Genomic DNA, 20075 nt, shown 5'->3' with positions numbered 1-20075 from the left:
ATGAGCGTGGACATGGACGAGGCCGCCACGGCGGACCTCGACGAGGACAACGCGGACTATGTCACCTTCGACATGCTGGGAGAGCGCTACGCCTTCCCGATGCGCCGGGTGCAGGAGATCATCCGGATGCCGGCCGTGGTGAAGGTGCCGCTCGGGCCGCCGTCCCTGGAGGGGCTGGCCAACCTGCGCGGCCGGGTCCTGCCGGTGGTCAACCTGCGGCAGTGCTGCTCGATGGCGGCGGCCGAGCACGACGAGACCACCCGGGTGATCGTGGTCGACGGCGGCGTGCCGCTCGGCTTCGTAGTGGACCGGGTGGCCAGCGTGATCAGCATCGACCCGCAGGCGCTGGAGCCGGCCGACGCGGTGCAGGCCACGGTCCGCTCCGACGTGCTGGTCGGGGTGATCAAGTCGGGTGACGGCGAGATGACCACGGTGCTCGACGTGGACCGGCTGATCGGCAGCCAGTTCACCCGGCTGGCGCAGCAGCGGGCCGGCGGCGGCCGGGACGCGGCGGCCGCCCGGATGCCCGGTGGCGAGGACCACGAGGGCGAGTCGGACGACACCCTGGAGCTGGTCAGCTTCGCGGTCGAGGGCCAGGAGTACGCCCTGCCGATCGATCAGGTGCAGGAGATCGTCCAGGCGCCCGAGTCGGTCAGCCACGTGCCGAACGCGGGCAGCCGGGTGCTCGGCGTGATCGACCTGCGCGGCCGGCTGCTGCCGGTGGTCAGCATGCGCCAGGTCTTCGGGCTTCCGGTGACCCCGCTGGAGCCGCAGAACCGGATCGTCGTGGTCTCGCTGGACGACAGCGTGGTCGGCGTGGTGATGGACACCGTGCGCGAGGTGCTGCGGGTGCCGCACCAGCTGGTCGCCCCGCTGCCCAGCGTGGTGACCGGCGACGGGCGGGCCACCGAGGTGGAGTCGGTGGTCCGGCTGGAGGACGGAAAGCGGCTGGTCTCGGTGCTGAGCGTGAACCGGATGTTCGACTCGCCCGAGGTGCGCGACGAGATCGCCGACTACCGGGAGGACGACACGGAGATGACCACGGACCGAGCGGTGCAGTCGGACGACAGCCGGGGCGACGAGGAACTGTTCGTGGTGTTCCGGCTGGACGACGAGGAGTACGCGGTCGACGTCGACACGGTCCAGGAGATCATCCGGGTGCCCGAGGCGCTGATCCGCGTACCGAAATCCTTTGATTTCGTCGAAGGTCTGGTGAATCTGCGCGGGACCGTGCTGCCGGTGGTCGACCTGCGCACCCGCCTCGGTCTGGGCCGGGTGGAGCGGGACGAACGGCAGCGGATCGTGGTGCTGATCATCGGCGGGGCCCGGACCGGGTTCATCGTCGACTCGGTCGCCGAGGTCGCCCGGGTCGGCCGCAACGTGCTGGAGCCGGCTCCGGAGCTCTCCGCCGAGCAGGCCCGGGTGGTCTCCCGGGTCGCCAACCTGCCCGACCAGCAGCGCATGCTGCTGCTGGTCCAGGTGGACCAGCTGCTGGAGGCCAGTCAGGCCGAGGTGGCGGCCGAGCTGTGCGAGGCCGTCGTCGACGAGGCTCTCGCCGGGGTTTGAGGACGTGCCAACCTCGGTCCTGGTGGTCGACGACTCGGCGCTGATGCGCCGGGCGCTCAAGGGCATGCTCACCGATGCCGGCGACTTCGACGTGCACACCGCCCGCAACGGGGTGGACGCGCTGGAACAACTGGACCGCGTCCGCCCGGACGTGGTGACGCTGGACATCAACATGCCGGAGATGGACGGGCTCACCTGCCTCGCCAAGATCATGGAGGAGCGGCCCACCCCGGTGGTGATGGTCTCCTCGCTGACCGAGCACAACGCGCTGGTCACCCTGGAGGCACTGGAGCTGGGCGCGATCGACTACGTGCCGAAGCCGGGCGGCACCGTGTCGCTCAACATCGACGAGGTCTCCGGCGAGCTGGTCCGCAAGGTGCGCGGCGCGGCGAAGGCGAAGGTGAAGAAGGCCGGCGGCCTGAGCGCCCGGATCCGGGCGCAGAGCGAGAAGGCCGCCGCGGCGCCACCGCGCCGGAAGCCGGGCGCGGTGGGCACCGTCGACCTGGTGCTGATCGGGTCGTCCACCGGCGGCCCGGCGCTGCTCTCCGAGGTGCTCCCGCAACTGCCCGCCACGCTGGGCGCCCCGGTGGTGCTGGCCCAGCACATCCCGGCGTCGTTCACCGGTCCGCTGGCCCGCCGGCTGGACGACGAGTGCCGGCTGCGGGTGCACGAGGTGGACCGGATCATGACGGTCCGGCCCGGCAACATCTACATCGGCCGGGGTGGCGCCGACGTCGTGGTGGCCCGGCGCAGCGACGGGCTGATCGTCAAGAGTGTGCCGGCCGCCGAGGAGTACCGCTGGCATCCCAGCGTGGATCGGATGGTGGCGTCGGCCAGTCGTTACCTGGACCCGGCGCGGCTGGTCTGCGTGCTGCTGACCGGGATGGGCGACGACGGCGCCAAGGAGATGGCCGCGGTCAAGGCGGCCGGTGGGCGGACCATCGCCGAGGCCGAGGAGACCGCGGTGGTCTGGGGCATGCCGGGCGAGCTCGCCCGCCGGGGCGGGGCCACCGAGGTGCTGCCGGCGTACGAGATCGCCGACCGGCTTGCCGACTGGGTGCGCTGAGAAGGGTTGATCATTATGGGACTGGTCCGGAAACAGACCCCTGAACCTGAGGTGCCACAGCTTCTCGACACCGACGAGCTGATCCGCCGGCTCGACGACCCGGATCCGGAGCGCCGCCGGGAGGCCGCGCTGGAGCTGGCCGGTACGCCCGAGGCGGTGCCCGAGCTGCTGGCCCGGGTCGGGCTGGAGACCGAGCCCCGGGTCCGGGACGCGGTGCTCACCACGCTGGCCGGGCACGACTCGGAGGCGGTGGCGGCCGGCCTGGCCGTGCACCTGGCCAGCGACGAGGCCGGGCTGCGGACCGCGGTGGCGGAGGCGCTGGCGACCATGCCGGGCTCGGTGCCGTCGCTGCTGCCCAACCTGCTGGCGGCGCCGGACCACGACGTCCGGGTGATGACCGCGATGGTCCTGGCCGACCTCCCGCACCCGGAGGCGAAGTCGTGGCTGGTCCGGATGATCACCGACGACCCGCACCCGAACGTGGTGACCGCCGCGATCGACGCCCTGCTGCCGGCCGCCTCGGCCGAGCACATCGGAGTCCTGGAGGCGGCCGTGCTGCGGTTCCCCGACGACCCGTTCCTGACCTTCACGGTCCGCGCGGCCCTGCCCCGGCTCTCCGGTACGGCGTGATGGCGGGCGCGACCACGAGCGGCTCGGTCCTGTCCGACGCCGACTTCGAACGATTCACCGAGTACTTCTACAAGCGGACCGGCATCCACTTCAGCCCGGGCAAGCGGTACTTCGTCGACAAGCGGATCGACGCCTGCATCCGCAACTCCCGGTACGAGACGTTCGCGAGCTGGTTCGCCGCGCTCCGGATGAACGACCAGGAGATGCTCCAGGAGCTGATCAACCAGCTCACCGTCAACGAGACGTACTTCCTGCGCGAGGACTACCAGTTCGACGCGATGCTCAGCACGGTGCTGCCGAACGTGCTGGCCGCCCGTGGTGGCCCGAACCGGATCGTCGGCCCCGTCAAGATCCTCTCGCTGCCCTGCTCGACCGGCGAGGAGCCGTACTCGATCGCGCTGCGCCTGCTGGAGGAGTGGGAGCACATCGACCACGTGGACGTGGAGATCCATGGCGCCGACATCGACAGTGAGGTGCTGGCCAAGGCGGCACACGCCAGTTACGGCGAGCGGTCCCTGGCCCGGGTGCCCAAGGCCTGGGTGAACAAGTACTTCGCCCCGGTCGGCGGCGGCCGCTACCAGATCGACGAGGGCATCCGCAGCGCGGTCACCCTGCACAAGATGAACGTCTGCGACACCGCGGCGATGCGCGCCTTCCGCGACTTCGACGTGATCTTCTGCCGCAACGTGCTGATCTACTTCGACGAGCTGTCCAGCCGCCGGGCCGCCGAGAACCTGTACGGCGCGCTGCGCCCGGGCGGCTACCTCTTCCTCGGGCACTCCGAGTCGATGAGCCGGATCTCGCCGATCTTCACCCCGGCCCGCCTGCCGGAGGGCATCGTCTACCAGCGACCGACCGGAGCGAAGTGATGACCCGGGTTTTAGTAGTCGACGACGCCGCGACCGTGCGGCTCTACCACACCAGCCTGCTCCAGGAGGCCGGGTTCGAGGTCGCCGAGGCGGCGAACGGCCTGGAGGCCGTGGAGGCCGCGATGACCACGCCCTTCGACCTGTTCGTGGTGGACGTGAACATGCCGAAGATGAACGGTTATGCCTGCGTGGAGACGCTGCGCTCGGAGACGGTCGGGACGGCCGCCCCGGTGCTGATGATCAGCACCGAGGACCGCCCCGGCGACGCGGACCGGGCCTATCAGGCCGGGGCGAACCTGTACCTGGTCAAACCGGTCGCCGCCGAGCGCCTGGTCCGGGTCGCCACCATGCTGACCGCGGGGAAGGACCCCGAAGCATGAACCCGTTGCTGGCTCAGTTCCTCGCCGAGGCCAACGACCTGCTCGCGTCGGTCGACGACGGCCTGCTCCAGCTGGAGCGCAACCCCGGCGACCCGGAGCTGGTCAACGAGGTCTTCCGGGCCGCGCACACCTTCAAGGGCTCGTCCGGCCTCTTCGACTTCCCGGAACTGACCCGGCTCACCCACGCCGCCGAGGACCTGCTCGACGCGGTCCGCGGCGGCCGGCTGGCGCTCGACTCGGGGATGACCGACGACCTGCTGGCCGCGTTCGACCTGATCCGCGGCTGGCTCGCGCACGTCACCGCGCACGAGCGCCTGCCGGCCACGGCCGGCCAGGACGCCGCCGGGTTGATCACCAAGTTGCGGGCCCCGCTCGGCGGCGGCGAGGCGGCGGCCGCCGATCAGGAGACCCCGCTTTCGGTACGCCCGATCGACCCGCCCCCGCAGTGGCTGGCCCATCTCGGCACCGAGTGGCTGATCGACACCGCCACCTGGCTCGGCACCACCTCCTCCACCCTGCGTTTCGTCCGCTACCTGCCGGACCAGGACTGCTTCTTCCGCGCCGAGGACCCGCTGCACCTGGTCCGCCAGGTGCCCGGCCTGGACCGGCTCGCGGTGATCCCGCCGGAGAGCTGGCCGGCGGCGGAGGAGTACGACGAGTACGCCTGCCTGCTCTCCTTCGTGGTCGCCACCCGGGCCGCCGTCGGCGAGCTGGACTACCTGTTCCGCTACGTCCCGGACCAGGTCACCGTCGTCGAGCTGGACGCCGCCGCGATCCACCGGCACCTGGAGGGCGAGGACGAGGCGGAGTTCGCCGTACCGGCTCCGCCGCCCCGCCCGGACGCCCTGCACGTGGACCCCGAGCTGGCCGCCGACGCGCGGGCCGTGCTCACCGCCGCGCACCGCACCCTGGCGGTCGGCGAGCCGGCCGGCACCCAGCTCGCCGCCCTGTCCGCCTCGGTCACCGCGGCCGCGCACGCCCTGGGCGTGCCGCTGGACCTGACCGGCGCCGACCAGGAAGCGGTGAACGCCGCGATCGAGGGCCTGCTCGGCCGCGCGCCGGTGGAGCCCGCCGCCGAGCCGCCGGCCGTCGACCACCCGGTGATCCCGGCGCTGGTCGCGCCACCGGCCCCGGTCCCGGCCGAGCCGACCGGCCGGGCCGACGACCCGGGCGGGCAGGTCGGCACCCGGGTGCTCAAGGTCGACCAGGAGAAGGTGGACCGGCTGATGGAGCTGGTCGGCGAGCTGAACGTGGCCAAGAACGGCCTCACCTTTCTGGCCGCGGCGGCCGAGGAGGAGTTCGGCAGCCGCGCGCTCAGCCGCCGGATCAAGGACCAGTACGCCGGCCTGCACCGGATCGCCGAGGAGCTCCAGGCGGCCGTGATGGACGTCCGGATGCTGCCGCTCTCGGTCGCCTTCGGCCGGTTCCCGCGGCTGGTCCGGGACCTGAGCCGGCGACTCGGCAAGACCATCGAGCTGGTCACCGAGGGCGAGGACACGATGGCCGACAAGGACGTCATCGAGGCGCTCGGCGACCCGCTGGTGCACCTGGTGCGCAACAGCCTGGACCACGGGATCGAGACCTCCGACGAGCGGGTGGCCGCGGGCAAGGCGCCGGCCGCCCGGCTCACCCTCGCGGCGGTGGCCGACGGCGACGCGGTACTGGTCGAGGTGTCGGACGACGGGCGGGGCGTTGACCCGGTGCGGGTCAAGCGGAAGGCGTACGAAAAGGGTCTGATCACCGAGGAGGAGCTGGAGTCGCTCAGCGACAGCGAGGCGGTCGATCTGGTCTTCCGCCCCGGCTTCTCGACCGCCGACCAGATCTCCGACCTGTCCGGCCGCGGTGTCGGGATGGACGCGGTCCGGGCCAGCGTGGAGAAGCTCGGCGGCTCGGTGACCATGCGCTCCGAGTGGGGCAGCGGCACCACCACCCGGCTGCGGCTGCCGCTCTCCATGGCGGTCACCCAGGTGATGGTGGTGAGCGTGGCCGGGCAGCGCTTCGGCGTGCCGGTCGACCTGGTGGTGGAGACGGTCCGGGTGCCGGCCGCCGAGATGGGCCGGGTGCTGCACCAGGACGTGGTGGTGATGCGGGGCGAGGTGGTCCCGGTGATCGACCTGGCCCGGGCGCTGGAGATGCCCTGGGAACCCGACTCGGCCCGGGACCTCGCGGTGCTCGTGGTGTCGGTGAACGGGCAGCGGATCGGCCTGCTGGTCGAGCAGTTCCACCGCGAGGTGGACGTGATCCTGAAACCGATGGAGGGGCTGCTCGCGTACGCCGCGGAGTTCTCCGGCACCGCGCTGCTCGGCGACGGCCTGGTGCTGCTGGTGCTGAACCTGAAGGAGGTGCTCGGCCTTGCCGCTCGAGTTGCGTGACGAGAGCATCTCGCTGGTCGGGGTGGTCACCGTCGATGAGGTGGAACAGCTGGTCGGCTGGTTGCGGACCTGCCAGCGGCCCAAGGTCAGCCTGCGCAGATGCAACCATCTGCACACCGGCGCACTCCAGGCCATGCTGCTTTTCCGTCCGAAGATTACCTCGGCACCGAAAGACGCCTTCCTGGCGGAACAGGTGCTGCCGTTGCTCACCGGGAGCTACGGGGACACCGGCCGACAGGGGACCGAAACACCATGACCACCGTGATGCTCGTCGACGACTCCGCCACCATGCTGATGAGCCTGAAGTCGATCCTGACCAAGGCCGGGTATGCGGTGGAGACCGCCGCCCACGGCAAGGAGGCCCTGGACAAGCTCGGCAAGGGAGTCAAGCCGAACCTGATCATCAGCGACGTGAACATGCCGCAGATGGACGGGATCACCTTCGCCAAGGAGGCCCGCAAGGCCCCCGGCATGCGTTTCACCCCGATCCTCATGCTGACCACCGAGTCGGACCAGGCCAAGCGGGCCGAGGCGAAGAACGCCGGCGCCACCGGCTGGCTGGTCAAGCCGGTCGGACCGGACCAGCTGCTCGGCGTGATCAAGCAGGTGCTGCCCGGGGCCTGAGGGCCCAGTTCGTTTCGCATCGGAGGTATCGGATGGCCAGCCTTCTCCGCAGGCTCTCGTCCTCTTCGGAACAACCGGAGCAGCAGGGCGTACGGGGGGACGTCGTGGCCGAGGCGCTGGAGCCGATCCCGGCGTACTGCGACGTGGTCGACGGACATGTCAACGACGTCATCGAGCAGACCGGGGAGGCCGCGCACGCGATCATCCAGCAGCTGGTGAAGGTGGATTCGCTCGCGGAGGTGATGGCCGGCGACGTGTCGCAGCTCGCCGGCACCCTCAGCCGCACCGAACAGGAGCTGAGCCAGGTCGGCGCGTCCAACGACCAGCTGGTCGGGCGCCTGATCGCGTACTTCCTGTACCGGGACCACCAGATCCGGGCGCTGGTCGATCAGATGCGTGACCTCAACGAGCACGTCAAGCAGATCGAAGAGGTGAGCCGGGCGACCAACATCCTGGCTCTGAACGCGATGATCGAGGCGGTCCGGGCCGGCGACGCCGGCGAGGGCTTCTCGGTCGTCGCCGACGAGGTGCGCAAGCTGGCGCACCGGTCGTCGGAGGCGGCGCACGGCATCGGCAGCAACATCGCCGACCTGACCGCCAGGCTGGACGCGGTGCTCTCCGACGACACGCAGTTCGACCGGGCCCAGGACTTCCCGGCGGCGACGGAGGACACCGCGATGACCCGCCGGTTGAGCGGCATCGCGAACGCCCAGCGGGAGATGTCGGAGATGGTCAGCGGCATCCTGCGGGACACCATCGACGCGGCCCGGCAGGTCCAGCGCAGCTCCGACGAACTGGTCGGAGAGACCACCGGGGCGGTCGGACATGTGCAGTTCCAGGACATCAGCCGCCAGATGTTGGAACATGTGGCTGAAGCCGTCGCTGACGTGAGCCGGCAGGCCACGGCGGTGGCCGGGTATGCCCGGGGTGAGCTCAGCGCCGACGAGATCAGGGAACAGGGCATCAACGTCGAAGACCTGCGGGCCAAGCACGTGATGGCCCGCCAGCGGTTCACGCACGCCGCGCAGACCGGCTCCGAGGCCGAGGCCGCGAACGAACCGTTGATCGAGTTGTTCTGAGCAGGGAAGAGGTCAGCGCCATGCCTCGCATGGAGGACTACGGCCACGAGCGGCCGACCGAGCACGACGCGGTGAAGGCCTTCGCGGACCTCCTCGGCCCGAAGATGGCGGAGGGACTGTGGGGCCTTGCGGTCCAGTCCCTCGGCCTGCAACGACCCGTCACCAACCCGGCCGACATGCGACGGGTGGCCGAGCACGTGATGGAGATCGGGGAGCTGAGCCGGGTGGCCGGCCGGTCGCTGAAGGTTCGGCTGATCACCTACGAGGCGCTGGCCCGGACGGTTCCGTCGTGAGGTTGCCGCAATACCCGCAGTTGCACGACACGGCCCGGCTGCGTGAGGTGGCCCGGCTCGGGCTCGACCGGGAGGCGCCCCGGGAGTACCTGGCCGGCATGGTCGAGGAGGTGTCCGGCCGGATCGGCACTCCGTTCGCGGTGCTGGACGCGCTGCTCGACGATTCCCAGGTGTTCCTGGCCGGCTGCGGGCCGATCCCGGCATGGGCCGGCGAGGTGGGTGGCACCCCGGTCGAGTGGGCGTTCTGCACCCGGTTGCTGACCGGCGGCAAGCCGCTGTTCATCCCCGACACCGCGCAGGACCCGGAGCATCGGGACAACCCACTGGTGCGGGTGGAGGGGGTGCGGTCCTACATCGGCGCGCCGCTGATCTCCACCAACGGGCACGTGGTGGGCGGCCTGTGCGCGCTGGACGTGCAGCCCCGGCAGTTCGCCGAGGCCGACCTCGCCTACCTGGCCGGGATGGCCGACGAGACGGTCCGGCGCATCGAGGAGCACGCCGACCGGGCATCATGACCCCATGAGTTTCTCCCTGCCCATTCCCGCCGAGGCGAACGCGCTGCTCGACCGCGACCCGCTCGCGGTCCTGCTCGGCCTGGTCCTGGACCAGCAGATCACCATGGAGAAGGCGTTCACCTCGCCGCTCGTGCTGGCCCAGCGGCTGGGGCACGAGCCGACCGCGACCGAGCTCGCCGACTTCGACCCGGAGGCGTTGCTGGAGATCTTCGCGACCCCGCCCGCGCTGCACCGCTTCCCGAAAGCGATGGCGGCCCGGGTGCAGGAGGTCTGCCGGGTGATCGCCGATCAGTACGACGGCGACGTCGCGGCGCTCTGGCGGGACGTGCCGACCGGCGCCGAGCTCTACCGGCGGATCTTCGCGCTGCCCGGGTTCGGCAAGCAGAAGGCGCAGATCTTCGTGGCGCTGCTCGGCAAGCAGATCGGGGTCGAGCCGGCCGGGTGGCGGGAGGCCGCCGGTGGTTACGGCGAGGCCGGGGCGTACCGGTCGGTCGCCGACATCGTCGACGACGAGTCGCTGGCCAAGGTCCGCGAGTACAAGAAGGCCGCCAAGGCGGAGGCGAAGGCCGCTAAAAGTTAGTCTGGTTGGCCATGGCGGGGCGGCCGGTGCGAGGATGGCGGGGTCGGACGGAGACCCCTGTGAAGAAGCAGCCCTCGGTACTGATCACCGATGCCGCGCGCAGTCCTGGCGACCAGCTCCGCAGCCGGGAGATCCGCTATGTCGCGATGATGAGCGCCCGGGTCGGCTGCCTCATCCTCGGCGCCGTGCTGATCAGCGCACGGGTGCCGTTGCTGCCGCTCTGGCTGGTGCTGTGCGCGGCCGGCATGGTGTTCCTGCCCTGGGCCGCGGTGCTGATCGCCAACGACCGGGCGCCGAAGACGAAGGCGGAGCGGGCGGCGGACGCGGCGGCGCGGGAGCGGCAGCAGATGGCGCTCAGCGAGGCGGCGCCGATCCAGGACGAGCCGGTCACGATCGACGCCGAGATCGTCGATCCGCGGGACACCGACAAAACCCCTTAAGATCTTCATTGACGCAGGTCCGCTCGGGTGCGGATCGCATGCTCCCGCGCGGGCCGAGGCCGGCGATCTGGCCGCTGGCGCGTCCAAACCAATCGCCGCCCTCTTCACTGTCCGCGGCTGGTTCCGGAGATCAAACCCAGCTGGCCTCCAGCGCCCTATCCGGTTCCCGGGTAGGGCCACCAGGACCAGCCGGCCGCTCCGGGCTGGCCTCCAGGGCCCTATCTGGTTCTCGGGTAGGGCCAGCTGGGCCAGCTGGGTATTCCGGGCTGGCCTTCAGCGCCCTATCTCGTTGCCGGATAGGGCCGTCAGGGCCAGCCGGACACTCCTTGGCTGGTCGTCAGCGCCCTGGCGGACGCGAGATCGGGTCAAGCCGCTTGACGCACCTGGCATATGGGATGTCTTCACGGTCCGCGGGTGGTTCCGGAGGCCTGGCGTGGCGACCGCTGCACGGCTGCCGCGCTGAACCGCCGTGGGCGGTTGTCCTCGCACGGCTGCCACGGGACGACACCCGTCGGGCGTCGCTACGGCATCCGGCTGGGCGTTGCTACGGATGCCGCGTGCGCGGTTGCTACGGATGCCGCCTGCGCGGTTGCTACGGATGCCGCCTGCGCGGTGCTACGGACGCTGCCTGCGCGGTGCTACGGACGCTGCCTGCGCGGTGCTATGACGCCGGGCGGGCTCCGAGGAGCTGGACCGCTGTCGCGCCGAGCGCGGCGCCGGCCGCCAGCGCCGTGTCCGGCGGGTCGCCGGCCAGCCAGGACTTGAGCAGGCCGGCCGCGAAGGCGTCACCCGCGCCGGTCGGGTCCTTCACCGGCACCGGGACGGCCGGGGCGGACCACGACCCGCCGTCCCGGGTCGCCCAGACGGCTCCGCCGGCGCCCCGCTTCACCACGGCGTGCTGAACGAAATCGGTCAGACGGGCCGCCTGCGCCGCCGGACTTCCGGGCCCGGCCAGCACGTCGGCCTCATCGGCGTTGCACAGCAACAGGTCGGCACCGCGTACCCAAGCAAGGAAGGCCTCGGGCCCGGCGGCGCGCAACGGGGCGGCGGACGCCGCGTCGACGCTCACCGTGAGTCCGTGGTCCCGCGCCGCGGCCAGGGCCGCCAGGCCCGCCGGACGCGACCCGGCGTGCAGCAGCGGGTAGCCGGAGAGGTGCAGGTGGGCGCCCGGGACGCCGGCGATCGCCGCGGTCACGTGCGCCGGGTCGAGCAGCAGGCAGGCGCCCCGATCGGTGATCATCGTGCGCTCGCCGGCGCCGGTCAGCACCACCACGCTGCCGGTGGCCGCGCCCGCGCGCACCTGGATCGCGTCGCGCACCCCGGCCGTCGCCAGCTCGGCCACCCGGTCCCGGCCGGCCCGGTCGTCGCCGACCGCCGCGACCAGGGTGACCGGCTGCCCGGCCGAGGCCAGCCAGGCAGCCGTGTTGGCCGCCTGGCCGCCGCCGGCGACGCGGATGGCCGCCGCGGTGTCCGAACCCGGCTGGATCGGCCCGTCGTGTTCCACCAGCACGTCGGTCACCAGATCCCCGACGACGATCACCCGGGTCATCTCAGGCCGGCGCCGCGAACCCGACCGGCGCGGCCGTCCCGCTGTTCTCCGCCACCGCGATCCGGGCGGCCAGGGCGGCGTTGCGCAGGATGATCCGGACGTTGGTGGCCAGGCTCTGCCCCTGCGTGCTGGCGTGGAAGTGCGCCAGCAGGAACGGGGTGACCGCCTTGCCGGTGACGCCCTCCTCGGCGAGCAGCGCCAGCCCCGAGGCCAGCGTGCGGTCGTGCAGCTCCGGGTCCAGCTGCTCGTCGGCCGGCAGCGGGTTGGCCAGCACCAGCGCGCCCTCGCTGACCTCCTGGTCGCGCCGGGCCCGGATGAAGTCGGCCACCTGCTCCGGCGAGTCGAGCTGCCAGTCCACGTCGAAGCCGCCGTCGGTGATGAAGAACCCCGGGAAGCGCCGGGTGCCGTAACCGGCCACCGAGACGCCGAGCGTCTCCAGCCGCTCCAGGGTGGCGCCCACGTCGAGGATCGACTTGACCCCGGCGCAGACCACCACGATCGGGGTGCGGGCCAGCGCGGTCAGGTCGGCCGACTCGTCGAACGTTAGGTTCGCCTCCCGGTGCACCCCGCCCAGGCCGCCAGTGGCGAACACGCCGATCCCGGCCGCGGCGGCGACCGCGCTGGTCGCGGCGACCGTGGTGGCGCCGTCCGCCCGCTTGGCCGCGGCGATGGCCAGGTCGCGGACCGAGAGCTTGGCCACGTCCCCGGCGAGCGCCAGGTGCTCGATCTGGGCGTCGTCGAGGCCGGCGATCAGTTCCCCGCCGATCATGCCGATCGTGGCGGGCACGGCGCCGTTGTCCCGGACGGTCTGCTCGATCTCCCGGGCCACCCGCAGGTTGTCCGGGTGCGGCAGCCCGTGCGAGATGATGGTGCTCTCCAGGGCCACCACCGGCCGGCCGTCACGGCGCGCACGGGTCACGTGGTCACCGAAGCGAATAGCGAAGTCAGTCACGCCCGCTACCGTACGGGGCTGGGCTGCTGGTCGGTCGTTGGACCGACCAGGCGTGAGGTGCAAGACTTGTCGGCTGGAGCTTTCCCTCCATCGACTTAGTGATCTTCGAAGGGCAGATACCTGTGAGCACCCAGATCCTCGAGCGTCCGGAGACCAAGGACGCCGACACCGGTCCGGAGATGTTCCACTACGTGCGCAAGGAGAAGATCGCGGAGAGTGCCGTGATGGGCACCCACGTGATCGCGCTGTGCGGGGAGACGTTCCCGGTCACCAAGTCGCCGAAGCCGGGTTCTCCGGTGTGTCCGGCGTGCAAGGAGATCTACGAGGCCATGAAGGCCTGACCGGCCGCCCTCGGGCATCCCGCGTGACCCGGCGCCCTCATCGGCCGCCGGGGTGCTGCCGGTCGGCCCGGCCCCGGCATCGCCGCGGTGAGGCGATTCTTGTCACCTTTCGGCGGCGGCCGCGCGCCGCCGGTCTGCTTCCGCTGGTCACGGCCGCGTCGCCGCGGATCGCCGGTGTGCCCGGCGCCGTGCCGTAACCCCCGGATCGACCGGGGCCGCGGCTATGCTGATACCTCGCCTCCGCGACCTACGCCGCGGGGGTTTTTCCGTGGATGAAGGGATCACCGGAGCTTGAGCCCGTCTGCGCCGAACCTGGAGATCTTCCCGCCCCTGCGGGCATGGCAGCGCAAGGCGATGGTGGAGTACCTTCGCCGCCGTTCCGAGGACTTCATGGCCGTGGCGACGCCCGGCGCCGGCAAGACCACGTTCGCGCTGCGGCTCGCCGCCGAGATGCTGAACGACGGCACGGTGGACGCGGTGACCGTGGTCTGCCCGACCGAGCACCTCAAGACCCAGTGGGCACAGGCGGCGGCCCGGGTCGGCATCCAGCTCGACCACAGGTTCCGCAACTCGGAGATCCACTCGTCGCGGGACTTCCACGGGGCGGTCGTGACGTACGCCCAGGTCGGCATGGCCCCCCAGGTGCACAAGCGGCGCACCATCACCAGGCGCACCATGGTCATCCTGGATGAGATCCACCACGCCGGCGACTCGCGGAGCTGGGGCGACGGGGTCAAGGACGCGTTCGAGCCGGCCGAGCGGCGGCTGCTGCTGACCGGGACCCCGTTCCGCTCCGACGAGAACCCGATCCCCTTCGTGCAGTACGAGCGGGGCATGGACGGCATCCAGCGCTCCAAGGCCGACTCGGTCTACGGGTACGCGGACGCGCTGCGGGACCGGGTCGTGCGGCCGGTCATGTTCATGGCGTACTCGGGCGAGACCCGGTGGCGGACGAACGCCGGTGACGAGCTGGCCGCCCGGCTCGGCGAGCCGATGACCAAGGACCTGATCGCGCAGGCGTGGCGTACCGCCCTGGACCACCGGGGCGAGTGGATGCCGCAGGTGATGACGGCCGCCCACAACCGGCTGCTGCGGGTGCGGGAGGGGATGCCGGACGCCGGTGGGCTGGTCATCGCGAGTGACCAGACGGCGGCTCGGGCGTACGCGAAACTGCTGCACGACCTCACCGGCGAGGCGCCCACCGTGGTCCTCTCCGACGACGACGGCGCCTCCGGCCGGATCGCCGAGTTCGCCGCCTCGGACAAGCACTGGATGGTCGCCGTCCGGATGGTGTCCGAGGGCGTCGACATCCCCCGCCTGGCCGTCGGCGTCTACGCCACCAGCGCGTCCACCCCGCTCTACTTCGCCCAGGCGATCGGGCGCTTCGTGCGGTCCCGGCAGCCCGGCGAGACCGCCACCGTCTTCCTGCCCAGCGTGCCGCACCTGCTCGGGCTGGCCAGCGAGATGGAGGCGGAGCGCAACCACGTCCTCGGCGCGCCCAAGGAGAAGGACGGCCTCGACGACGAGCTGCTGGAGCGGGCGCAGAAGTCCGAGGACGCGATCGGCGACCTGGAGAAACAGTTCGAGGCGCTGTCCGCGACCGCCGAGCTGCAAGAGGTCATCTACGACGGTGCGTCGTTCGGCATGCCGGCCCGGACCGGCACCGCCGAGGAGGCCGATTACCTCGGCCTGCCCGGCCTGCTCACCCCGGACGAGGTCACCATGCTGCTGAACAAGCGGCAGACCGAGCAGCTCGCCGTGCAGAAGAAGCTGGAGCAGGAGGCGGCCCGGAACGCGCCGGAGCCGCCGCCGCGCGAGCCGGTCGTGCAGATGAGCGCGGGGGAGCGGCGGGCCACCCTGCGCCGCCAGCTGAACACCCTGGTCGCGGCGCATCACCACCGGACCAACCTGCCGCATGGAAAGATTCACGCCGAGTTGCGCCGGCTGTGTGGCGGGCCGCCCAGCGCGCAGGCCACCATCGAACAGCTCGAGGAGCGGATCGCCACCATCCAGACGTTCTGAGTCCGCTGGTTTCCTCTGCTCGTCGCGCCGGCGGCCGATCAGTGCCACCGGAGGGGTGGTTATGCGGGAGAACACACTGCACGCCGTGCGCCTGCTGGAGCGGGCGCAGACCGGCGACGCGGTCGCCGTGCTGGCCGAGGCGGAAGCGGTTCTCCGGGCGGCCACCGGCGAACTCGCCGACGGGCCGGCCTGCATGCACTTCGTCCGGATGGTGGCGTACATCGCCCAGGCCGACCCGCGGGCCGCGATCGAGGCGGCCGGGCCGATGCTGTGCGCCGCCGAGCGGGAGGGCAGCCGGGGCTGGCAGGCCGCCGCCCTGGCCAGCCGGGCCTGGCAGCGGCTCCGGCTGACCGCTCCGGGCGGGAGCGCCGGCGAGCCGGCCGCCGACTACGACGCCGACGAGGTGCTGCGCGACCTGGTCGCCGCCGAGATGCTGGCCGAGGGTGAGCCGGACCCGGTGGCCGCGGTCAACTCCCGGGTCGCGGTCGCCATCGGCTGGTACGAGCTGCGCCTGTACGAGCTGGTCGAGCCACAGTTCCAGAGCGCGTACGAGATGAGCAGCGCGGACGGCGAGCAGAACGGCAACCGTGCCATGTGGCTGCTCAACCTCGCCGAGATGCACCTGCGCTGGGCCCTGGAGCTCTACCAGATCCACCGGGTCACCGAGGCGGAGGGCCACAGCGCCGAGGCCGAGCGGTACGCCACCCGGGCCGCCGCCGAGGTCTCCGGCGACGACGCGGCCAGCTGGCGGGAGAACGCGCTGCTGTACGCCGCCTGCTCGCGCGCCGACCGGCACGACCCGGCCGGCGCCGCGGCGGACATCGCGCGTTACCTCCAGCGGCTGCGTGACCGTGGCTTCCCCTCCGACACGCTGGCCATCAGCCGGCCGTTCCAGGCGGTGGCGCTGCTCCGTTCCGGCCGTCCCGCCGAGGCCCTGGAGGTGATGGCCGAGGCGGCCGCCGAGCTCCAGCCGGACGCGGACTGGCTGGTGGTGGCGAGCACCCACCGCACCCGGGCGGTCCTGATGGCCCACCTCGGTTCCGCGGACGCCGAGGCCACCCTGGCCTACGGCGACAGCCTGGCCGCCGCCCTGTGGCGCCAGCGGCTGAGCACCCTGCACGCCGCCCGCACCCGGTACGACCTGGAGCAGTTGCGGGCCAGGCACGAGCAGGTGGCCCGGGCGGCCGAGGTCGACCCGCTGACCGGGATCCCCAACCGGCGGGCCTTCGACAGCGCGGTGCAGTCGGCCCAGAGCCGGCCGGGGAACGTCGCGGTGCTGCTGGTGGACACCGACAAATTCAAGGTGATCAACGACACTCGGGGACATGCGGCCGGGGACGAGGCGCTGCGGGCGATCGCGGCGGCGCTGGCGGCCCAGGTGGGCGCCGGTGATCTGGTGGCGCGGCTCGGCGGGGACGAGTTCGCCGCCCTGCTGACCGGGCCGGCGGCGGCGCCGTCCGAGGCCGCCGCGGTGGCGGCCCGGATGGTCCTCGCGGTCCGCGAGATCCCGGACTGCATCGCCACGGTCAGCATCGGCGTCGCGGTGGGCCCGGCAGCGGCCCTGAGCGACTCCGTGTGCCGCGCGGACGCGGCGATGTACCGCGCCAAGCGCCAGGGCGGCGACGCCGTCGAGACAGCCGCTGAGGCGGGTTTCCGGGCTGCCGCCTGACTCGCTGGTCCTGCCGTGACCGGCCATGGGGCTGCCGATCACGGCGCTGCCGCCGGTTGCAGTAGGTGGTTGGCCGGGGTTCGCGTGCCAGGCCATGGGGTTGCCGGTCGCGGTGGGTGCCGGCTCGGTGGTTCGGGCCGGTCATCGGTACCGGCAGGGGTTTTCGGTGACCACCCGCGGACAGTGAAGACATCCCACGTGCCGGGGGTGTCGAGTGGCTTGGCCCGATCCCGCGTCTGCCCAGGGCGCTGAGGCCCAGCCGAAAAGTGTCCAGCTGGCCCTGATGGCCCTATCCAGGACCGGGATAGGGCGCTGAGGCCCAGCCGGGAGAGTCCGGCTGACCCTGATGGCCCTATCCAGGACCGGGATAGGGCGCTGAGGACCAGCTGGGAGAGTTCGGCTGGCCCTGGTGGCCCTATCCAGGACCGGGATAGGGCGCTGAGGACCAGCTGGGAGAGTTCGGCTGGCCCTGGTGGCCCTATCCAGGACCGGGATAGGGCGCTGAGGACCAGCCGGGTTTTGATCTCCGGAACCACCCGCGGACAGTGAAGACATCTCTTGTGCCATGAGTGTCAAGCGGCTTGGCCCGATCCCACGTCTGCCCAGGGCGCTGAGGCCCAGCCGAAAAGTGTCCGGCTGGCCCTGATGGCCCTATCCAGGACCGGGATAGGGCGCTGAGGACCAGCCGGGAGAGTTCGGCTGGCCCCGGTGGCCCTATTCAAGAACGGGATAGGGCGCTGAGGACCAGCTGGGGTTTGATCTCCGGAACCAGCCGCGGACAGTGAAGGGGCCGGCGATCGTTCTGGACGCGCCAGCGGCCAGATCGCCGGGCCCGGCCCGCGCGGGAGCATGCGGTCCGTACCCGAGCGGACCTGCGTCAAGGAAGGTCTTGAACGCCGAATTTGATCTTGCGGGCCAGGCGTGGGCCGAACGGTCCTCGGGCCGGAGACGCCTGCCGTCGTCCGTGAGGCCCGGAAAATCAGCACGCGGAAGGGGCGCCCCGCAGGAGGCGCCCCTTTGTCACGCGTCTGTAGTTGGGGGACCGCTGTTCGCTGTTAGTTGCTGGAGTTCGACATCATGTTCGCGCCTCGCCAGGTGAACTCCGGATCGGCGGAGAACTGCACCGCGATCTTCACCAGGTCCTCGGCGTAACGGTTGGCGTGGTGGCCGCAGAAGACCAGATCGCCACCGCCCGCCAGTGTCAAACGGAGCTTCCCGGCTGCATTGCAGCGGTCGCACCGTTCATCGGCTGCTAGGCCGGCCAGGTTTCCCGCCGGCGGCGTGAGGGTCGGGGTCATCGCCTTCCTCCTCTGTTCGTCACCGATGAACATGTTCCTCGGCTACTGCTCACACATCGTGCAACACCCTGCGCCGTTGCAGCCTTCCCAGAGTGCCCCGGGGGGACCGAGGTCACACCGGTTCCGACTAGTGTGCCGTGATCCCAGGGTGCCACGTCAACGATCACTTCTGCACAACGGTCTGATCACCACCCGTTGATGTACGGGTGGTGACCAAACGGACACGCAATGTTGACTGAAAGTCTTAGTCCAGGTAGTCGCGCAGAACCTGGGACCGCGACGGGTGCCGCAGCTTCGACATCGTCTTGGACTCGATCTGGCGGATCCGCTCGCGGGTGACGCCGTAGACCTGCCCGATCTCGTCCAGCGTGCGCGGCTGGCCGTCGGTCAGGCCGAACCGGAGCCGGACCACGCCCGCCTCCCGCTCGGAGAGCGTCTGGAGGACCTGCTGGAGCTGGTCCTGGAGCAGCGAGAAGGAGACCGCGTCGACCGCGACGACCGCCTCGGAGTCCTCGATGAAGTCACCGAGCTGGCTGTCGCCCTCGTCGCCGATCGTCTGGTCCAGCGAGATGGGCTCACGCGCGTACTGCTGGATCTCCAGCACCTTCTCCGGCGTGATGTCCATTTCCTTGGCCAGCTCCTCCGGGGTGGGCTCGCGGCCCAGGTCCTGGAGCAGCTCGCGCTGGATGCGGCCGAGCTTGTTGATGACCTCGACCATGTGCACCGGGATGCGGATGGTGCGGGCCTGGTCGGCCATGGCGCGGGTGATCGCCTGGCGGATCCACCACGTCGCGTAGGTCGAGAACTTGTAGCCCTTGGTGTAGTCGAACTTCTCGACCGCGCGGATCAGGCCGAGGTTGCCCTCCTGGATCAGGTCCAGGAACGCCATGCCGCGACCGGTGTAGCGCTTGGCCAGCGAGACCACGAGCCGCAGGTTCGCCTCGAGCAGGTGGTTCTTAGCCCGCTCGCCGTCCCGGTTGATCCACTTGAGGTCACGCTCGAAGTTGCGCTCGAGCGTCTCCTCGCCCTCCTCGGCGGCCCGCAGGCGCTCCGCGGCGTAGAGGCCGGCCTCGATCCGCTTGGCGAGCTCGACCTCCTGCTCCGCGTTGAGCAGCGGGACCTTGCCGATCTGCTTGAGGTAGGCCCGGACGGAGTCGGCCGAAGCGGTCAGCTCGGCGTCACGACGCGCCTGCTTGAGAGCCTCGGACTCCTCGTCGTCCCACTCGAAGTCGCCGTCGGTGGCGGAGCTGGCGGCGTCGGTCGCGGCGGCCGCGACCATCGCCGCGGGCTCCTCGACCACCACGTCCTCGATCTCGGCGGCGAGCTCCTCGGGGTCGATCTCCTCGCCCTCGGGACCCTCCTCACCGGGCTTCGCGGCCTTGGCGGGCGCGGCCTTGGCGGTGACCGCCTTCTTGGCCGGAGCGACCTTCTTGACGGCCGGGGCCGCCTTTTTCGCGACGGCGGCGGGGTCGGCGGCGGGCGCAGCCTGTTTCGGGGCGGGCGCGGCCTTCTTCACCGGAGCCGTCTTGGCGGTGGTCGCCTTCGACGCGGGGGTGGCGGAGCGGGCGGCGGCCACCTTGCGGCGGGTGCTGGCCGACCCGTCGACCACGACGGTGATGTTGGCGTCCACCAGGCCGCGCAGGATCTTCTTCGCCTGCGCCGGGTTGACGCCGGCGGACTCGAGCGTGTGCGCGACCTGGGCCGAAGTGAGCTGCCCGCCCGCACCCTGAGCATGGGTGACCAAGGCCTCGGTGATAGAGCGAACGTCGGCACCGTTCTGGTGGGCTTCTGTCACGAATGACCTTCCGGAGGCGATGAGTTTGGGCACGG

20 protein-coding genes are annotated in these 20075 nt (G+C 71.3%); 16 read left to right on the top strand and 4 right to left on the bottom strand.

Annotation, left to right across the window (positions count from 1 at the left end; all coding sequences use genetic code 11):
* The 13 genes from Aiant_RS14570 to Aiant_RS14510 are packed head-to-tail and all read left to right on the top strand — an operon-like array spanning position 1 to position 10414.
* Positions 1-1566, top strand: coding sequence for a chemotaxis protein CheW (locus Aiant_RS14570; protein WP_189336429.1), 1566 nt, complete (start codon positions 1-3; stop codon positions 1564-1566).
* 4 nt (positions 1567-1570) lie between these two features.
* Positions 1571-2632 carry a chemotaxis-specific protein-glutamate methyltransferase CheB gene (gene cheB / locus Aiant_RS14565; RefSeq protein ID WP_189336430.1) on the top strand — a complete coding sequence of 354 codons (1062 nt, stop codon included), beginning with the start codon at positions 1571-1573 and terminating at the stop codon, positions 2630-2632.
* 51 nt (positions 2633-2683) lie between these two features.
* Complete coding sequence (locus Aiant_RS14560) at positions 2684-3262, top strand: HEAT repeat domain-containing protein (RefSeq protein ID WP_229831418.1); 579 nt, start codon at positions 2684-2686, stop codon at positions 3260-3262.
* The gene (locus Aiant_RS14555) at positions 3262-4131 is read left to right on the top strand and encodes a CheR family methyltransferase (protein ID WP_189336431.1); all 870 of its coding nucleotides are present in this window, start codon (positions 3262-3264) and stop codon (positions 4129-4131) included. The genes Aiant_RS14560 and Aiant_RS14555 overlap by 1 nt, the downstream gene beginning before the upstream one ends.
* A complete protein-coding gene (locus Aiant_RS14550; protein WP_189336432.1) occupies positions 4131-4511 on the top strand; it encodes a response regulator in 381 nt (126 codons plus the stop codon). The genes Aiant_RS14555 and Aiant_RS14550 overlap by 1 nt, the downstream gene beginning before the upstream one ends.
* Positions 4508-6883, top strand: coding sequence for a chemotaxis protein CheA (locus Aiant_RS14545; RefSeq protein ID WP_189336433.1), 2376 nt, complete (start codon positions 4508-4510; stop codon positions 6881-6883). The genes Aiant_RS14550 and Aiant_RS14545 overlap by 4 nt, the downstream gene beginning before the upstream one ends.
* Positions 6864-7139: a hypothetical protein gene (locus Aiant_RS14540; protein ID WP_189336434.1), complete on the top strand. Its 276-nt coding sequence runs from the start codon at positions 6864-6866 to the stop codon at positions 7137-7139. The genes Aiant_RS14545 and Aiant_RS14540 overlap by 20 nt, the downstream gene beginning before the upstream one ends.
* Positions 7136-7507 carry a response regulator gene (locus Aiant_RS14535; protein WP_189336435.1) on the top strand — a complete coding sequence of 124 codons (372 nt, stop codon included), beginning with the start codon at positions 7136-7138 and terminating at the stop codon, positions 7505-7507. Before Aiant_RS14540 ends, Aiant_RS14535 begins: the two co-directional genes overlap by 4 nt.
* Before the next feature lie 32 nt (positions 7508-7539).
* Positions 7540-8586 carry a methyl-accepting chemotaxis protein gene (locus tag Aiant_RS14530; RefSeq protein ID WP_189336436.1) on the top strand — a complete coding sequence of 349 codons (1047 nt, stop codon included), beginning with the start codon at positions 7540-7542 and terminating at the stop codon, positions 8584-8586.
* A 20-nt stretch (positions 8587-8606) separates the two neighbouring features.
* A complete protein-coding gene (locus Aiant_RS14525) occupies positions 8607-8879 on the top strand; it encodes a hypothetical protein (RefSeq protein WP_189336437.1) in 273 nt (90 codons plus the stop codon).
* Positions 8876-9394, top strand: coding sequence for a GAF domain-containing protein (locus Aiant_RS14520; RefSeq protein WP_189336438.1), 519 nt, complete (start codon positions 8876-8878; stop codon positions 9392-9394). The genes Aiant_RS14525 and Aiant_RS14520 overlap by 4 nt, the downstream gene beginning before the upstream one ends.
* A 4-nt stretch (positions 9395-9398) precedes the next feature.
* The gene (locus Aiant_RS14515) at positions 9399-9974 is read left to right on the top strand and encodes an HhH-GPD-type base excision DNA repair protein (RefSeq protein WP_189336439.1); all 576 of its coding nucleotides are present in this window, start codon (positions 9399-9401) and stop codon (positions 9972-9974) included.
* A 59-nt stretch (positions 9975-10033) separates the two neighbouring features.
* Complete coding sequence (locus Aiant_RS14510) at positions 10034-10414, top strand: DUF3099 domain-containing protein (protein WP_189336440.1); 381 nt, start codon at positions 10034-10036, stop codon at positions 10412-10414.
* Positions 10415-11075: 661 nt separating this feature from the next.
* Here Aiant_RS14510 and Aiant_RS14505 read toward each other — a convergent pair.
* Together Aiant_RS14505 and Aiant_RS14500 are read right to left on the bottom strand one after the other, a co-directional pair.
* Positions 11076-11963 (bottom strand): carbohydrate kinase family protein, encoded by an 888-nt coding sequence (locus Aiant_RS14505; RefSeq protein ID WP_189336441.1) that lies wholly within the window; start codon positions 11961-11963, stop codon positions 11076-11078.
* Between the two features lies 1 nt (position 11964).
* The gene (locus Aiant_RS14500) at positions 11965-12915 is read right to left on the bottom strand and encodes a pseudouridine-5'-phosphate glycosidase (protein ID WP_189336442.1); all 951 of its coding nucleotides are present in this window, start codon (positions 12913-12915) and stop codon (positions 11965-11967) included.
* A 116-nt stretch (positions 12916-13031) separates the two neighbouring features.
* On the opposite strand from Aiant_RS14500, the gene Aiant_RS14495 reads away from it, so the two are divergent.
* From Aiant_RS14495 to Aiant_RS14485, 3 genes are all read left to right on the top strand, one after another.
* The gene (locus Aiant_RS14495; RefSeq protein WP_189336512.1) at positions 13032-13256 is read left to right on the top strand and encodes a DUF3039 domain-containing protein; all 225 of its coding nucleotides are present in this window, start codon (positions 13032-13034) and stop codon (positions 13254-13256) included.
* A gap of 291 nt (positions 13257-13547) precedes the next feature.
* The gene (locus Aiant_RS14490; RefSeq protein WP_189336443.1) at positions 13548-15278 is read left to right on the top strand and encodes a DEAD/DEAH box helicase; all 1731 of its coding nucleotides are present in this window, start codon (positions 13548-13550) and stop codon (positions 15276-15278) included.
* 61 nt (positions 15279-15339) lie between these two features.
* Positions 15340-16947, top strand: a complete 1608-nt coding sequence (locus tag Aiant_RS14485; RefSeq protein WP_189336444.1) for a GGDEF domain-containing protein — start codon at positions 15340-15342, stop codon at positions 16945-16947.
* 1055 nt (positions 16948-18002) lie between these two features.
* Here the strand turns inward: Aiant_RS14485 and Aiant_RS14480 are convergent.
* Entirely contained in the window at positions 18003-18245 is a 243-nt protein-coding gene (locus tag Aiant_RS14480; protein ID WP_189336513.1) for a DUF7455 domain-containing protein, read from the bottom strand.
* Between the two features lie 244 nt (positions 18246-18489).
* Positions 18490-20040, bottom strand: coding sequence for an RNA polymerase sigma factor (locus tag Aiant_RS14475; protein ID WP_189336445.1), 1551 nt, complete (start codon positions 20038-20040; stop codon positions 18490-18492).
* Positions 20041-20075: the final 35 nt, after the last annotated feature.

Source organism: Actinoplanes ianthinogenes, assembly GCF_018324205.1.
Lineage (GTDB): Bacteria > Actinomycetota > Actinomycetes > Mycobacteriales > Micromonosporaceae > Actinoplanes > Actinoplanes ianthinogenes.
The sequence above is the reverse complement of the archived record's forward strand: the minus strand, read 5'-3'. Positions and strand labels throughout refer to the sequence as shown.

What these genes read in the sequence shown, in the direction of transcription:
- Aiant_RS14570 (WP_189336429.1), top strand. Translation starts at nt 1, where the DNA reads ATGAGCGTGGACATGGACGAGGCCGCCACGGCGGACCTCGACGAGGAC.
- Aiant_RS14545 (WP_189336433.1), top strand. Translation starts at nt 4,508, where the DNA reads ATGAACCCGTTGCTGGCTCAGTTCCTCGCCGAGGCCAACGACCTGCTC.
- Aiant_RS14555 (WP_189336431.1), top strand. Translation starts at nt 3,262, where the DNA reads ATGGCGGGCGCGACCACGAGCGGCTCGGTCCTGTCCGACGCCGACTTC.
- Aiant_RS14525 (WP_189336437.1), top strand. Translation starts at nt 8,607, where the DNA reads ATGCCTCGCATGGAGGACTACGGCCACGAGCGGCCGACCGAGCACGAC.
- Aiant_RS14485 (WP_189336444.1), top strand. Translation starts at nt 15,340, where the DNA reads ATGCGGGAGAACACACTGCACGCCGTGCGCCTGCTGGAGCGGGCGCAG.
- Aiant_RS14535 (WP_189336435.1), top strand. Translation starts at nt 7,136, where the DNA reads ATGACCACCGTGATGCTCGTCGACGACTCCGCCACCATGCTGATGAGC.
- Aiant_RS14515 (WP_189336439.1), top strand. Translation starts at nt 9,399, where the DNA reads ATGAGTTTCTCCCTGCCCATTCCCGCCGAGGCGAACGCGCTGCTCGAC.
- Aiant_RS14480 (WP_189336513.1), bottom strand. Translation starts at nt 18,245, where the DNA reads ATGACCCCGACCCTCACGCCGCCGGCGGGAAACCTGGCCGGCCTAGCA.
- Aiant_RS14550 (WP_189336432.1), top strand. Translation starts at nt 4,131, where the DNA reads ATGACCCGGGTTTTAGTAGTCGACGACGCCGCGACCGTGCGGCTCTAC.
- Aiant_RS14505 (WP_189336441.1), bottom strand. Translation starts at nt 11,963, where the DNA reads ATGACCCGGGTGATCGTCGTCGGGGATCTGGTGACCGACGTGCTGGTG.
- Aiant_RS14530 (WP_189336436.1), top strand. Translation starts at nt 7,540, where the DNA reads ATGGCCAGCCTTCTCCGCAGGCTCTCGTCCTCTTCGGAACAACCGGAG.